12 protein-coding genes and 1 pseudogene are annotated in these 14,832 nt (G+C 62.4%); 11 read left to right on the top strand and 2 right to left on the bottom strand.

Annotation, left to right across the window (positions count from 1 at the left end; translation table 11 throughout):
* Window positions 1-19 precede the first annotated feature (19 nt).
* From RID11_RS03340 to RID11_RS20840, 6 genes and pseudogenes are all read left to right on the top strand, one after another.
* On the top strand, window positions 20-850 hold the full coding sequence (locus RID11_RS03340) for a carbohydrate ABC transporter permease (RefSeq protein WP_350136014.1): 831 nt from the start codon (window positions 20-22) through the stop codon (window positions 848-850).
* Window positions 850-1,113, top strand: coding sequence for a hypothetical protein (locus tag RID11_RS03335; RefSeq protein ID WP_350136013.1), 264 nt, complete (start codon window positions 850-852; stop codon window positions 1,111-1,113). Before RID11_RS03340 ends, RID11_RS03335 begins: the two co-directional genes overlap by 1 nt.
* Window position 1,114: 1 nt before the next feature.
* Window positions 1,115-1,387 (top strand): DUF2160 domain-containing protein, encoded by a 273-nt coding sequence (locus tag RID11_RS03330; protein ID WP_350136012.1) that lies wholly within the window; start codon window positions 1,115-1,117, stop codon window positions 1,385-1,387.
* 44 nt (window positions 1,388-1,431) lie between these two features.
* Window positions 1,432-3,150 (top strand): ABC transporter substrate-binding protein, encoded by a 1,719-nt coding sequence (locus tag RID11_RS03325; RefSeq protein ID WP_350136011.1) that lies wholly within the window; start codon window positions 1,432-1,434, stop codon window positions 3,148-3,150.
* 174 nt (window positions 3,151-3,324) lie between these two features.
* Window positions 3,325-4,812 carry a glycerol kinase GlpK gene (glpK, locus tag RID11_RS03320; RefSeq protein ID WP_350136010.1) on the top strand — a complete coding sequence of 496 codons (1,488 nt, stop codon included), beginning with the start codon at window positions 3,325-3,327 and terminating at the stop codon, window positions 4,810-4,812.
* 68 nt (window positions 4,813-4,880) lie between these two features.
* Window positions 4,881-5,180: pseudogene (locus RID11_RS20840) on the top strand (glycosyltransferase family 2 protein); the annotation flags it as partial.
* 866 nt (window positions 5,181-6,046) lie between these two features.
* Here the strand turns inward: RID11_RS20840 and RID11_RS03310 are convergent.
* Window positions 6,047-7,093 carry a DMT family transporter gene (locus tag RID11_RS03310; RefSeq protein ID WP_350136008.1) on the bottom strand — a complete coding sequence of 349 codons (1,047 nt, stop codon included), beginning with the start codon at window positions 7,091-7,093 and terminating at the stop codon, window positions 6,047-6,049.
* Between the two features lie 252 nt (window positions 7,094-7,345).
* On the opposite strand from RID11_RS03310, the gene RID11_RS03305 reads away from it, so the two are divergent.
* From RID11_RS03305 to RID11_RS03285, 5 genes are all read left to right on the top strand, one after another.
* Window positions 7,346-8,239: a hypothetical protein gene (locus tag RID11_RS03305; RefSeq protein ID WP_350136007.1), complete on the top strand. Its 894-nt coding sequence runs from the start codon at window positions 7,346-7,348 to the stop codon at window positions 8,237-8,239.
* Window positions 8,240-8,399: 160 nt separating this feature from the next.
* Window positions 8,400-9,203, top strand: coding sequence for a hypothetical protein (locus RID11_RS03300; protein WP_350136006.1), 804 nt, complete (start codon window positions 8,400-8,402; stop codon window positions 9,201-9,203).
* 580 nt (window positions 9,204-9,783) lie between these two features.
* On the top strand, window positions 9,784-11,676 hold the full coding sequence (locus RID11_RS03295) for a multicopper oxidase domain-containing protein (protein WP_350136005.1): 1,893 nt from the start codon (window positions 9,784-9,786) through the stop codon (window positions 11,674-11,676).
* A 42-nt stretch (window positions 11,677-11,718) separates the two neighbouring features.
* A complete protein-coding gene (locus RID11_RS03290) occupies window positions 11,719-12,507 on the top strand; it encodes an SCO family protein (protein WP_350136004.1) in 789 nt (262 codons plus the stop codon).
* A gap of 61 nt (window positions 12,508-12,568) precedes the next feature.
* Complete coding sequence (locus RID11_RS03285; protein ID WP_350136003.1) at window positions 12,569-14,479, top strand: hypothetical protein; 1,911 nt, start codon at window positions 12,569-12,571, stop codon at window positions 14,477-14,479.
* A gap of 179 nt (window positions 14,480-14,658) precedes the next feature.
* Here the strand turns inward: RID11_RS03285 and RID11_RS03280 are convergent, their stop codons facing one another.
* On the bottom strand, window positions 14,659-14,832 hold the full coding sequence (locus RID11_RS03280) for a hypothetical protein (RefSeq protein WP_350136002.1): 174 nt from the start codon (window positions 14,830-14,832) through the stop codon (window positions 14,659-14,661).

Below are 14,832 nucleotides of genomic sequence, written 5' to 3'. Positions count from 1 at the left end.
CGAGGGAGGGCTTGAGCCGATGAGCACTGCAACCAAACCGCGCGCCCGCCGCCTGCCCCGGATCAACTGGGTGATGCTGCTGTATCTCTTGTTCCTGATGCTGCCGATCTACTGGCTCATCAACATGAGCCTCAAGACCAATGACGAGATCCTCGGCACCTTCTCGCTCTGGCCGCAGAATCTGACCTTCCAGAACTACGTGACGATCCTGACGGATTCGAGCTGGTACATGGGCTATGTCAATTCGATCATCTACGTGACGATGAACACGCTCTTGTCGGTCGCGGTGGCGCTGCCGGCGGCCTATGCGTTCAGCCGGTATAATTTCCTCGGCGACAAGCACCTGTTCTTCTGGCTGCTGACCAATCGCATGGCCCCGCCCGCCGTTTTTGCGCTACCGTTCTTTCAGCTTTATTCGTCGGTCGGCCTCTTCGACACGCATATCGCGGTGGCGCTGGCGCATACGCTCTTCAACGTGCCGCTGGCGGTGTGGATCCTCGAGGGCTTCATGCGCGGCGTGCCCAAGGAAATCGACGAGACCGCCTATATCGACGGCTATTCCTTTCCGCGCTTCTTCGTGAAGATCTTCATGCCGCTGATTGCAAGCGGCGTGGGCGTGGCCGCGTTCTTCTGCTTCATGTTCTCATGGGTGGAACTGCTGCTCTCGCGCACGCTGACCAGTGTGGACGCCAAGCCGATTGCCGCGACGATGACGCGGACGGTATCGGCCTCGGGCCTCGACTGGGGCGTGCTCGCGGCGGCGGGGGTGCTGACCATCGTGCCGGGGGCACTCGTGATCTATTTCGTGCGGAATTACATTGCCAAGGGCTTTGCCTTGGGGAGGGTGTGATGGAGGCCTTTGAACAGAGACTTTGGGATCAATGGGGTCAAGAGTTCATTCGAAAGACGACTGAATATGAAATAGGTCATGAGTTCGAGATATCCGATGTGTTTCCCGAAGAGTGGAACGTTCAGATTGTTGCTGGCGACAGAAACAACCTTGGAAAAGCGGTTAAGGCTGCTTTCCTAGACCAACGTTACCGACAGTGGCTGCAACATATCGAGCCACCATGGCTGCGCGGTGATAACCACAATATGTATCGGAGGCGTTGAAATGGCATGGATGGCATGGACATGGCCCACGGCGGTCTTCTTCATGGTGATCGCGGGGCTGCTGATCACCTTCACAATCCTCGCCCTCAAATTCCCCGAGACCCCGCGGGTGGGGATACTCCGGATCGAGACGACGCGCGGCGATCGTCTCTTCATCACGCTTCTGGGCTCGGCCTTTATAAATCTGGCCTGGCTCGGACTTGTCGGCGCGAATCAACCCTATGCGCTGATCGTCTGCCTGATCTATGCTGCGGCGGTGTTCCGCTGGGTCTAGACAGGCATCAACCACTTCAAGAGTTCTGATAGGGAGGAAAATCAATGAACTTGCGAATGAAGACAACCACCGCGCTGGTGACGCTGGGCCTGATGGCCGGGCCCGCCTTCGCGGATATGGAGGCCGCCAAGGCCTTCCTTGACGAGGAGATCGGTGATCTCTCGTCGCTCAGCCGCGCCGAGCAGGAAGCCGAGATGCAATGGTTCATCGACGCGGCCGAGCCGTTTCAGGGCATGGAGATCAAGGTGGTGTCGGAGACCATCGACACCCATAGCTACGAATCCAAGGTGCTGGCTCCGGCCTTTACCGCGATCACCGGCATTCAGATCACCCATGACCTGATTGGCGAAGGGGACGTGGTCGAGAAGCTGCAGACGCAGATGCAGTCGGGTGAGAACATCTATGACGGCTATGTCAACGACAGTGACCTCATCGGCACCCATTGGCGCTATCAGCAGGTGCGCAACCTGACCGACTGGATGGCGGGCGAGGGCGCGGATGTGACCAGCCCGACGCTTGATATCGACGACTTCATCGGGCTGTCGTTCACCACCGGCCCGGATGGCAAGGTCTACCAGTTGCCGACCCAGCAATTCGCGAACCTCTACTGGTTCCGTTATGACTGGTTCAACGACGAGAAGAACCAGGCCGATTTCAAGGAGGCCTATGGCTATGACCTCGGCGTGCCGGTCAACTGGTCGGCCTATGAGGATATCGCCGAGTTCTTCACCGGGCGCGACCTGAGCCATATGGGTGTCGAGACCGAAGTCTTTGGCAACATGGATTACGGCAAGAAGGACCCCTCGCTTGGCTGGCGCTACACCGATGCGTGGATGTCGATGGCCGGGATGGGAGACGTGGGCGAGCCCAACGGCCTGCCGGTCGATGAATGGGGCATCCGTGTCAACGAGCAGAGCCAGCCCACCGGCTCCTGCGTGGCGCGGGGCGGGGCGACGAACAGCCCGGCGGCGGTCTATGCCGTGACCAAGGCGATCGAGTGGCTTGAGAAGTATTCGCCCCCGGCGGCGGCTGGCATGACCTTCTCCGAGGCGGGCCCGATCCCCGCGCAGGGCAATGTCGCGCAGCAGATGTTCTGGTACACGGCCTTTACCGCAGCCTCGGTCAAGCCCGACCTGCCGGTGATGAACGAGGACGGCACGCCGAAATGGCGCATGGCCCCCTCGCCGCATGGTGTCTATTGGCAAGAGGGCATGAAGGTGGGCTATCAGGATGCAGGCAGCTGGACCCTGATGAAATCCACGCCTGTGGACCGCGCCAAGGCGGCATGGCTCTATGCGCAGTTCGTCACCTCCAAGACGGTGGATGTGAAGAAGGCCCATACCGGCCTGACCTTCATCCGCGAGTCGACGATCCAGCACGAGAGCTTTACCGAGCGCGCCGACAAGCTGGGCGGTCTGGTGGAATTCTACCGCTCGCCCGCCCGCGTGCAGTGGTCGCCCACGGGCACCAACGTGCCGGATTACCCCAAGCTGGCGCAGCTCTGGTGGCAGAATATCGGCGACGCCATGTCGGGGGCCAAGACCCCGAAAGAGGCGCTCGACGGGTTGTGCCAGGATCAGGAGCGGGTGCTCCAGCGTCTGGAACGTGCGGGCATTCAGGGCGATATCGGGCCCAAGCTCAACGAAGAGCGTGACCCCGAATATTGGCTGAGCCAGCCCGGTGCCCCCAAGGCGGCGCTGGAGAACGAGGACGAAGAGCCTGTGACCATCGCCTATGATGAGCTGATCAAGTCCTGGCAGTAAAGACATGCACCGGGGCGCGTTCGGCGCGCCCCGGTGGCCGATTGACACGTCATCATCCGGCGTGACCTTGGGGATACCTTGTCCGTCATCATCCGGCTTGACCGGATGATCTCTTGCATCGGAGATCCTCGGGTCACGCCCGAGGATGACAGGCACTAATACGGGAACCGACCCATGACCCATATCCTCGCCATCGACCAGGGCACCACGTCAAGCCGCGCGATCCTGTTTGACGCGCAGATGCGGATCAGGGCCGTGGCACAGGAAGAGTTCGAGCAGCATTTCCCGCAATCTGGCTGGGTGGAGCATGAGGCGACGGATCTGTGGTCAACGACGGCGGGCACCTGCCGCGCGGTGATCGAGAAAGCGGGGCTGAATATCGCCGATGTGGCGGCCATCGGAATCACCAATCAGCGCGAGACCACGGTGGTCTGGGACCGCTATACCGGGCAGGCCATTCACCGCGCCATCGTCTGGCAGGACCGGCGCACCGCCGAGTATTGCGCGCAGCTGCGCGAGTCGGGGCACGAGCCGATGGTGACCGAGCGCACGGGGTTGTTGCTCGATCCGTATTTCTCGGGCACGAAACTGCGCTGGATACTGGAAAACGTCGAGGGCGCGCGCGAGAAGGCGGCGGCGGGAGATCTGCTCTTTGGCACGGTGGATTCGTTCCTGATCTGGAAGCTGACCGGCGGCCGCGTCCATGCCACAGACGCCACCAATGCCGCGCGCACGCTGCTTTACGATATCCGCAAGGGACGCTGGAGCGAGACAATCTGCGATCTGCTCGGCATCCCCATGCAGATGCTGCCGGAGGTGCGCGACAGCGCCGGTGATTACGGCCATGCGCGCGCCGATCTCTTCGGTCGCGAAATCCCCATTCGCGGCGTCGCGGGCGATCAGCAGGCGGCGACTGTCGGGCAGGCGTGTTTCCAACCGGGCATGCTGAAATCGACCTATGGCACAGGGTGTTTCGCGCTGTTGAATACCGGGACCACGCCCGTGGTGTCCAAGAACCGGCTGCTGACGACAATCGCCTATCAGTTGGACGGTCAGCCGACCTATGCGCTGGAAGGCTCGATCTTCGTCGCGGGCGCGGTGGTGCAATGGCTGCGCGACGGGCTCAAGATGATCCGCCAGGCAAGCGAGACGCAGCCCTTGGCGGAAAAGGCCGATCCCAATCAGAACGTGGTGCTTGTGCCTGCTTTCACCGGCCTCGGCGCGCCCTATTGGCGGCCCGAGTGCCGGGGCGCGATCTTTGGCCTGACGCGCAATTCGCGGCCCGAGGAATTCGCGCGGGCGGCGCTTGAAAGCGTGGGCTTCCAGACCCGTGATCTCTTGCAGGCGATGCGCGACGACTGGGCCGGGCATGGGGCGGATGCGGTGCTCCGTGTAGACGGCGGCATGAGCGCCAGCGATTGGGCGATGCAATTCCTGTCGGATATCATCGACGCGCCGGTGGACCGGCCCGAGGTTCTGGAGACAACGGCGCTTGGCGCGGCATGGCTGGCGGGGATGCAGATCGGGCTTTATCCCGGTCAGGCCGAGTTCGCCGAGACTTGGGCGCTGGAGCGGCAATTCCTGCCGCAGATGGCGGCGGCGGAGCGCAAGGCGAAAACCGACGCCTGGAGACGCGCGGTCGAGGCGACGCTGGCCTTTTGATCCGGCGCCCCGTTGTGCAGCCCTGACACTGCGCCTAAAGTCGTGGGACACCGCGCTCAGGAGTGCCCATGTCAGACCCGATTTCCGTCATCGTGCCCGCCCGCAACGAGGCGCAGACCATTGCGCGCGTGGTCAGGGTGCTGCGCGACATGGCCGGGATCGCCGAGGTCGTGGTGATCGACAATGCCTCCACCGATGCCACCGCCGCCGAGGCTTTGGGTGCGGGTGCGCAGGTGGTGACCGAGAAGCGCCCCGGCATGGGCCACGCGGTGCGCACCGGCATCGGGGCCGCGCGGCACGATTGGGTGATGAAGGTCGATGCCGATCTCGACAAGTTCGACACGGCGCTGTTTTCCCGCATGGTCGAGGCGCGCGCGCCCGGCGTGGGGCTGATCAAGGGGGCGTGGAACGACCCCAAGGACAACATGCCGATGACCCGGCTGCTGGTACGCCCGGCGCTGGCGGGCATGTTTCCCGGGCTGGGGCATCTGCGCGCGCCCAACACCGGCATTTACCTCTTTGACAAGTCGCGCATCGCGCATGGCGAATTGGTCGGCGACTACGCGGTGGACATCGACGTGATGCTGCGGGTGCATGCGGCGGGCACCGAGGTGGCCGAGGTCGATATCGGGCGGATCGTCCATGATGCGCGCGATGTGAGCCATTACAACGGCATGGCCGAGCAGATCATGGGGTTCTTCCTGTCGCGCCAGCCGCTCGATCTGCTGGGCGAGGTGGTGGTGCTGGCCGAGCGGCCCGAGACGGTCATCCGCACGGCCCTTGGCCACGCGGCGCGCAAGCTCATGTCGGGCGCGCGGGTGACCTTTGCCTTGGGCGAGGGGGCGAGCGTGGATGTTCTGTCGGAGGCGGTCGCGCCTTTTCCCACGGCGCGGATCGTGACGCTGGACGAACTGTCCGGGGTGGCCCCGGCGGTGCACACGGCGCGGCTGACGGTGATTGCCGAGGAGGGGGCGGCCCTGACGGCGGCCCGGTCATTCGCGGCGCGCCATGCCACGGCTTTGCCGGTGGCGCTCTGGTGGATGCCGGGCGAGGGGGAGCGCCTTGGCGATGTTTCCGTCGACGTCGCGGAGGGGGCGCAGATCAAGCGCGCGGCCTTGGAACGGCTGAACCTGCGGGATGAGGTTACCCCGCGCGAGGTGTTCCGCGTGGTGAGTGATGTAGCGTAGTAGCCGTCATCCTCGGGTTACGCCCGAGGATGACATTGTGCCCTGACTCACGCGCCTTTGAAATTCACCTCGCCCTCATGCTCCATCGCACGTGCGCGTGCGGGGGCCACGCTCGGGCAATCCTCGCGGGCGCGGCGTGAGCGCAGACGTCCGTATTGGCCCAGCCCTATTGCCAGCAGGATGATCGCGCCGCCGGGCAGCAGGCCGGGGCCGGGGTCCTCGCCCAAAAGCACCATGGCGATCAGGATCGCGGCCAGCGGCGAGAAGGAGGTGGCCAGCGACACATCGCCCGAGCGCGCGTATTTCAGCCCGAGCGCCCAGGCGAACTGTCCGCCGATCACCACGATCAGCGCGTAGATCCAGACATATTCCCAGACCAGCGGGTGAAACACGTCCTGGAAGTGATCCGGGCCGAACAGGTAGATCGCGAGGAAAAAGTAAAAGATGGTACCCACCACGGTGCGGTAGATCGCGTAGATCCCCAGCGGAATGCCGCGCAGCCCGGTGCGCGCCACCAGCGTCGAGGCGATGTAGGAAAGGGTTGCCAGCAGTGCGCCGATCTCGCCGCTGCCCAACTCGAACGCGCCGCCGCCATTGAGCCACAGCATCAGGACCGCACCGCACAGCGCCACCAGACCGGCGACGAAGGCCCAGGGCTCGAATTCCTCACGCAGGAACAGCCAGGTCGCGAGCAAAAAGAGCGGCGGTTCGATCCGGCCCATCAGGACCACATTGGTCACGGTGGTCTTCTCCAGCGCATAAAAGAACAACCCCGGCGTCAGCGCCGAGGACAAAAAGGCCGAGAGCGTCAGAATCATCCAGTGCTTGCGCGTCAGCTTGCGCAGGTTCTCCATCGTCCATTCACGCCAGAACATGAAGCTCATCGGCACCAGCGACATCAGCGAGCCGACGAAGAGCAGGTTGCAATAGGTGATGACATTGCGCCCCATCATCTGGTTCTGCATGCCGATCTCGGCCAGCAGCGACACGATGGAATTGCCTGCGGCAAAGATGAAGACCGCCAGCCAGGCGAGACCCGCCCCCATCAGGACGCGGGAATTGTCGGGCATGGTCTGGGCGGAACTCTGGCTCATCACGGGTATCCTGACGCAAAAAGACTGGCTGGCTTCAGCGTGCGCCTAATCAGGGTATTCCGCAAGCCACGGGGCCACACGCGGGTTCACGTTGCGGAAAGCGGCGCGTAATATTGTTACCGGGGCGCGCTCTCCTCTCACGGTTGCGTGCGCCGCTGTGAGGGCGCGCGTGATTGCTCTTGTAAAACGCGTGGGTCAGGGCAAGGTTGACCCCGGTGCCGCCCGCGCCGGAACCAGAGAGATGCCACGCCGATGACCCCGCCCAAAGAGACACCGACCACCGATTTCGTCACGATCTTTGACGAGACCTACGATCAGCCCGATTGCCGGGCCTATTTCCGGATGATGGATGCGCTGGGTTATCGCAATCAGAATCACGCGGTGGCGGCGTTCCGCGCTGGGCTGGATGAATTGATGCGCCTGCGTGCTCTGGACGCGCCGAGGGTGTTCGATTTCGCAAGCAGTTACGGGATCGTCAGCCTGCTGATGGGCCATGACGTGACATTGCAGGACGTGCTGCGCCGCTACCGCGCGCCGGAGTTTGAGGCTGCCACGCCGCAGGAGGTGATGGACCGGGATCGCGCGTGGCTGGCAGAGCGGCGCAGACGCGACGGGACGATTCGTTTTGCCGGGCTCGACGTGATGCCCAATGCGGTGGCCTATGGCGCGCAGGTGGGGCTGTTTGATGCTGCATTCGCCGAGGATCTGGAGACCGATGATCCGTCAGACGCACTCGCGCTTGAGTTGTCGCAAGCGGACCTGATCGTCGAATGCGGTTCGGTCGCGCAGCTCATGCCGCGTGCGCTCGACCGGATGCTGGCAGCCTGCGGGCCGCGCAAGCCGTGGCTGATGACCTCGCCCATTCGCGGCAATGAGCGCGCGGCGGCGGCCGAGGTTCTGCACGCGCATGGCATGGTGCAGGAGGTTCTGCCGCTGCCGCCCTTCGTGCATCGCCGCTTCGAGAGCGCCGAAGAGCAGGCGCGCGCCATCGAAAATGCGCAGGCGGCAGGGCATGACACCGAGGGCGTCGAGACGACCGGGCATTTCCACGCGCAGGTGCTGCTCGCGCGGCCAGAGGGGGACCGCACCGATCCCGCGACATGGCGGCTGCCGCTGAGCGTGACCCCGTTGCCGGATGCGTTCTAGAGAGTTGCCGTGCCCTGCCGCTCTGGTCTATGCTCCGGGCGTTGATCCAGGTTGATTTGAATGACCCGTCAGATGAGACAGCTGAACACATGCCCGATGCGTTTTCCCGTGCGACTGTCGGGCCGGTCTGGCCCGCGCCCCGAGATGCGGGGCTGAACTGATGCGCGGTCAGGGTCTCTTGCTGCTGATCGCGGCTATGGGGCTGGGCTATGGCGGCGGTCAACTGGCGCTGACCCTTGTCGGTCAGCGCGTGGCTCCGTCGGCGCCGGTGCAGATCGGTGCCGCCCTCGCAGCGGTCGAGAATGCAGCAAGCGATCCGATGCCCGAGGACTGGCCTGCGGTCTTTGATCCCTACGTGCCGGACCCGCCAAAGGCGCAAACCCCGTCCAAGAAGATCGAGAGCTATCGCCTGATCGGGCTGGTGGCGGATGGCGCGGCGGGCTGGGCGATCCTGTCGGCCTCGGATGGTGACCAGATCGTGCGCAAGGGGGACCGGCTGATCGGCGGCGAGACGGTGCTGGAAATCGAGGGCGAGGGCGTGCGTCTCGAACGCGACGGCGCGCCCGTGCTGATCGCCTTTGAAGAGACCCGCGAAGAGATGTTCAACCGCCTCGTCGAAAACGGCGCGGTGGAATCCGAGACCGAACTGCCCGCAAGCACCTTTGCCGGGCGCGATATGCGCCGGGTTCTCGGGCGGGCGGGCAGTATCCGGATGGTCGCGCCCAATGGCGGGCGCGGTGATCTGGTGCCGGAAATCCTGTGGGTGCGCGAGGGGCAGCTTTATGACCTGATCGGGCTGCAACGCGGTGATGTCGTGCTTCGGGTCAACGGGTATTCTGTGTCCGATCCCGAGACCTTGGAGAACGCGCGCGCGATTCTTGCCGAGGCGGATGAATTCGCGGTCGAGATTCTCCGGGCGGGGCAAAGGCGGACGATTACGGTCCGGATTACCGGGCGTGGATAGAATGCGGCGCGCTGTCGCGGCTCTTGACGTGCAACAATTATGCCCTAACCCCTTGTATCGAAAAAAATTGGATTGTTCTCGATACCTATCCAATCGGGTAAGCAGACGATTTTTCAAGGCCTTACGTCAGTCGGCTGAAGGTAAAGAATGGGGCCAAAGACTATTACGGGCCGATCACGATAATGTTATCGTTGTTATAGAAGGAGTTATATGCTGTCATATGGCCACCAGTTGCAGGTATTTTTCTGGGGTACTCGTTAAATGGTAACGCGACTGGGACGAAGAAAAATCAGACGCCACGTGCGAAAGCACGAAAACAGGGGGCTATTGCTCTTACCAATTATAAAAAAATCTGCGGGTCACTGATCCGCGCGGGCCACACATTACTCATTCTTCCGGCCTGTTCTCCAAACTCTCGGGCATGTTGCTCGAACCTCTCATAGATCGGCCTTTCGGGTCGGTTTGTCCTCGGGATCCTTGATCCTTCTCACTCGTGGCATGCGTGGCGCGAGGGCGGTGGCGGTATGTGTGGCGCCATCAAATACATAGTTCATAAGCTTTATCTGCTGGAGGACAAAGCATGAAACGAAGAGACGCATTGAAGCTCGGCTTCGGTGCCGCTGGTGCAACGGCCGTTGCATCACAGGCAGGCGCGGTCGAGATCGAACAGTGGCCGGACAGCGCCGCAGAGGGACTGACCCAGGACGGGCTGGTTTTCCCGGATACGTTCCAACCCAGTATCGTCACGGAACCAAGCCCCCCCGTGGAGCCGTTTACGGCCCCGCTCAACATCATTCCGGTTGCGCAGCCGATCGACCCCAACACCTACGATCCGCCGATCGAGCCCGCGCGCCATCAGCGGTTCGACGATTTCCCGCCGCAGAAGCATTACGAAGAAGTGATGACGGAGTTCCGGTGGAAGTATCATTGGCAGCCCCCCTATGGCGACGGCACTGAAAACGTCGTTGGCCGCGACGGTGACCCGGATGTGGGGTCCTGGCACTGGGGTTTCAACGGTATCACCCCGGGCGAGACCTATCACGCCTATTACGGCGAGCCGGTCTTCCTGCGCCGCAACAACCTGCTGCCGCCGGTCGGAGCGGGCAATGTGCAGTTCGCGCTGCCGTCGCCGACGGTCCACCTGCACAACGCGCATACCGCGTCTGAATCGGACGGTATCCCGCAGGACTTCTTCAACCCCGGTGAATTCTGGGATCATCACTACGCCAACTTCCCGGCCGGATCGCCGAATGGCTGGAGCCCGTTCAACACCGAGATCATGAATACCCTTTGGTATCACGATCACCGGCTCGATTTCACGGCGACCAACGTCTATGCGGGCTTCTCGGGCTTCTACCTGCTGTTCGATGAGCGGGATTCCAACAACGAAGAGGATCGCAACCCGCGTGCGTTCCGTCTGCCCTCTGGCAAATATGACATCCCGCTGATCCTGCATGACGTGCAGTTCACCGCGGATGGTCAGGCACGGTGGGATTTCTTCCTGCCCGACGGCGATCAGCCCAACCCTGAACTGCGCCCCGCGCCGGTCGAGGTCGGCAACTCGCAAGGGACGCCGGACGCGTTCGACTCGAACCGCCTGCAATACACCACGCAGGGCATGACCGGCGATCACATCACGGTCAACCGGATCATCACCCCCTATCTCGATGTGGATCGGCGCAAGTATCGCTTCCGCTTCCTCAACGGTGGTCCGTCGCGGCTCTATCGTCCGCGCTTGTACGTTGTGCCTGCGAATGGCGGTGCGCCGTATTTCGATGACTGGATCATCCTGTCGAATGACGGCAACCTGCTGGAGTCCCCTCTGGTCGAGCCTTCTTTCAACCTCTGGGTGGCCAATCGTTTCGACGTGATCGTTGACTTCTCGAAGTACAAGGATGGCGACAAGATCCAAGTTCTGAACGACCTTGAGATCCGAGACGATGGTGCAGGTCCGACCGGCTACACGCTGGACGTGGAAAACATGATGCCTGTCCTCGAGTTCCGTGCCAAGGGTGCCAAGGTGCGTGATCCGTCGCGTATCCCTGCGCGTATGCGCAAGTTGCCCCAGATCCGCATGTCCGAAGTGCGCCGCAAGCGTCTGTTCGTCTTCGACTATGACAACGGGCTGTGGACGGTGAACGGGCGCCTGATGGATCCCAACCGCGTGGATGCCAAGATCGAGCAGGGTTCTGCCGAGATCTGGACCTTCCGCAACGAGGGCAACGCCTGGGCACACCCCGTGCACACCCACTTCGAAGAGTTCCAGATCCTTGAGGTTAACGGACGTCCGCCGAGCGCGGTCGAAACCTCCCGCAAGGACGTGGTCTCGCTTGGACCGGGTGACGAGGTGACTTTCTTCAGCCGCTGGCGCGATTTCTTGGGTAAGCACGTGATGCACTGCCACAACGTCGTCCACGAAGACCATGCCATGATGATCCGCTGGGACATCGTCGAGCCGGGTCAGGGTGACTGAGCACGCCGTACAGGAATTCTCTGAAAGACGAGAGGAAAAGACATGACTAACAGACGTCAATTCATGGCGAGCCTGCCTGTCGCGGCGGCTGCGGGGGCAACGGCGGGGTTCTACACCACGCCCGGCAACTCGCAGGAACGTGCGGCAGCAGCAGCCTCTGAGGCCCGTGCCCGGTTGCGAGACGCAGCGGCAGGGGTCAACCCCAACGACACGCCAATTCTGTGCAATCCGATCGACAGTGGCGGTGTCATCGACCAGAGCGCCCGGGATTCATTCCCGAACGTGATGATGGTCAATCAGGACGGTCTCGGGATGGCCTTCTACGAGGGCTTTGTCGAGAACAAGGTCGTGATGATGCACTTCATGAGCCTTAGGGACGAGCAGCACCTGCCGATCACCCGCCATATGGCGAAGGTCGTGCAGGAACTGGGCGACAAGGTCGGGCGGGACGTGTTCGTGTATTCGATCACCCGCGACCCCGAGCATGACACGCCCAGCCGGATGGCGGCCTATGCGCGCGAATTGAACGCGCCCGAAGGCTGGCATTTCCTGACCGGGACACCGCAACACTGTGCCGATCTGGCCTTCCGTATGTATCGCATGAGCCATGCGACACTGCCCGGCAAGCGCAAGGTCGATGTGGTCTTTTACGGCAACGGCAAGGCGGGTCTGTGGGGGACGTTCCCCTTTGACATCCGTCCTGACGACGCCGCCGAACGGGTGACCTGGGTCATGCCGCGACCCGCGCACGAACCGGGGCAAACGCTCCGCCGTGCCGGACCGCGTGTCTTCGACCAGACCGACCCGCGCAACCATAATCGCGAGGTCTGACCGGACCTATGGCCCCGGGCAACCGGGAGACCAGCACAGTATTTGAAACGGAGACACTGAAATGTTTCGTAAATCCTTAAGATTGGCCGCGGTGGTGGCAGGGCCTGTCATCGGCCTGTGGGCGGGGCCTGCCCTTGCACAGCCCGTCAACCTCAACCAGTTCTGCCTGAAAGGCGGCCATGGTGCCGGCGAACAGCAACCTTGGGTGCCTTTCGAGACCCGCACCACGAGTCCGGATGGCTCGACAACCTTCCTGACGACGGCAGGCGGAGAGGCTCTGTTGCCCGAGGGCGACCCCTTCTCGCCGAACCCGCCGAACATGCTGCCGACGATCTACGAGAACGCCAAGACGTGCCGGGGCAACGATATCCCGCACACCTTGCCGTCGACGCCGGAAAACCCCTACAACCTGCATGACACACCGGTGACTCGCACGATCGACAAGACCTCGCCGACCGATGATCTCGACTGGATCATGGATCGGATCGAGGCGATTTCGGAGCCATATAAGATCTGCCGGAGCTTCCGTGGCTATGAGTTCTGCTATGAATATCCGCGCCGGGTGAACCCCGGTGATCTGCGCCGCCTGGCAGGGCACGCGGTGGATATCATCGAGGGCAACGATCTGCGCGGCCGCTTCCGGGATCGTGAATACGAGGGCTTCCCGCTCTTGCACTATCTCGGCGGGCTCAAGACCAAGTCGGTCGATCCCGAGACCAAGTCGGTCACTATGACACAGATCTGGTATGACACGCATATCGAGGGCGACACCGCCTATGTCGACCCGACCGTCGTCAACGATGAGGAATGGACGATCAAGTATATCATCAAGATCCTCAACCGCGGTCACGAGGATTTTGCACCCTACACGATGTTCTTCGACGATCCCAGGGAGTTGAATTTCACTGAGGAGGGCGGGCCCGATCTGACCCAGGGTGGTACCGTGTTGCCGCGCCTGCCCAATATCGGCATGGACCAGACCTTCTTTCCGATGGAAGAGGGGCTGGAATACACGCTCAACATGAAGATGCCGCCGGCACGCTTCTGGAACCTCAGCTATCACTGGGGCTGGCGTAACCACCCGCCGCGCGTTCAGGTCACGGAAAACGTGCTTGTGCCGCTTGCCAATGGCATGCCACGTAATGCCGCCGAAATCGCGGTGTTCGGTGAAAACCCGCGTGCCAGCGAGGAGGCCAAGCTCAACGCGATTGGCATGATCGGCGACACGGCTCCGGCCAAGCGCATGTGGCGGATGTTCCGCGAGATGGCTGACCTCAATACCGGGCGTGGCTACCGTCGTCACTTCTTTGGTCTCAACGGCTCGACCATTCAGGCGCAGATGGAGCTGGTCCGCCAGGCCTTCTACGACTGGCAGAACCGCAAGCTGCTTCCGACCGGCTACGAGATGGCCGAGGATGCGGACATGACCGTGCTGTTTCTCAACAACACCATGTATGGCCAGCTCAAGGGTCATGACGGTGATGCCGAGGTGCGGATGAAAGACACGGTTTGGGACAACCGCGGTGATGTGGTCAACGTTCAGCTTCTGAATGGCGATTACTACCCGCATGCCTATGTCCTTGTGGACTTCGGCGGTCTGCGCGGGTGGGAAAACACCTTCCACAACACGCTGCCGGTCGGGGGCGCTGGTCCGCTCTTCACCTTCGGGCGCAACTACTTCTGGATCCACGTCGCCGGTCAGGGCCCGATCCCGGTGCCGCCTGCGACCCGTCCGGAAGAGGCCTCGCCGACACCCGTCAGCCAGCTTGGCTGGAACCCGGGCCGCTATGCGGGTCTTGGTCACCGGTTCGCCTGGGGTGGCATGCAGCAGGAGATGTCCGACTACGTCAACACCGATGGCGTCGGCGAACATAATGTCGAAGTGACCTTCACCTACGAGCCCTCGCGCCGTCTGCGGATGTATCAGTTCGATGCGCTGCACCACGACGTGGCGGTGTGGTCGGTCCACTAAAGACCTGAAAACCCGGTTCCGGCGGCGCATATGCCGCCGGGGCCATTCTTCATTCGAGACATTACTCGCTCATTCGGAGACTCGACATGACGCTCTTCAAACCCGTTTCCCGTCCCGCCCGCTTCGGCTTGGCGGCGGTTTCCTTTTTTGCCCTTGCTGCGCCTGCGGTTGCCGATCATTCAGGCCATGATCATGCCGCGCATGATCACGCCGCGCAGGACAGCACGGGCCATGATCACGGGGCCGGTCACGCCAAACAGGATGATCATTCCGGCCATGACGCGCATGCAGACCACGGCGAACACGCCGGTCATGACATGCCGCAGGGCGAGGATCACGCCGCGACGGACCAT

Origin of the sequence: Roseovarius sp., assembly GCF_040219995.1 — a bacterium.
In the GTDB taxonomy this organism is placed as follows: Bacteria; Pseudomonadota; Alphaproteobacteria; order Rhodobacterales; family Rhodobacteraceae; genus Roseovarius.
Note: the sequence above shows the minus strand (reverse complement) of the source record. Positions and strands in the feature narration are given on the sequence as shown.

Coding starts and splice junctions, on each gene's coding strand:
- RID11_RS03340 (WP_350136014.1), top strand. CDS start 20: ATGAGCACTGCAACCAAACCGCGCGCCCGCCGCCTGCCCCGGATCAAC.
- RID11_RS03335 (WP_350136013.1), top strand. CDS start 850: ATGGAGGCCTTTGAACAGAGACTTTGGGATCAATGGGGTCAAGAGTTC.
- RID11_RS03330 (WP_350136012.1), top strand. CDS start 1,115: ATGGCATGGATGGCATGGACATGGCCCACGGCGGTCTTCTTCATGGTG.
- RID11_RS03325 (WP_350136011.1), top strand. CDS start 1,432: ATGAACTTGCGAATGAAGACAACCACCGCGCTGGTGACGCTGGGCCTG.
- glpK (WP_350136010.1), top strand. CDS start 3,325: ATGACCCATATCCTCGCCATCGACCAGGGCACCACGTCAAGCCGCGCG.
- RID11_RS03310 (WP_350136008.1), bottom strand. CDS start 7,093: ATGAGCCAGAGTTCCGCCCAGACCATGCCCGACAATTCCCGCGTCCTG.
- RID11_RS03305 (WP_350136007.1), top strand. CDS start 7,346: ATGACCCCGCCCAAAGAGACACCGACCACCGATTTCGTCACGATCTTT.
- RID11_RS03300 (WP_350136006.1), top strand. CDS start 8,400: ATGCGCGGTCAGGGTCTCTTGCTGCTGATCGCGGCTATGGGGCTGGGC.
- RID11_RS03295 (WP_350136005.1), top strand. CDS start 9,784: ATGAAACGAAGAGACGCATTGAAGCTCGGCTTCGGTGCCGCTGGTGCA.
- RID11_RS03290 (WP_350136004.1), top strand. CDS start 11,719: ATGACTAACAGACGTCAATTCATGGCGAGCCTGCCTGTCGCGGCGGCT.
- RID11_RS03285 (WP_350136003.1), top strand. CDS start 12,569: ATGTTTCGTAAATCCTTAAGATTGGCCGCGGTGGTGGCAGGGCCTGTC.
- RID11_RS03280 (WP_350136002.1), bottom strand. CDS start 14,832: ATGGTCCGTCGCGGCGTGATCCTCGCCCTGCGGCATGTCATGACCGGC.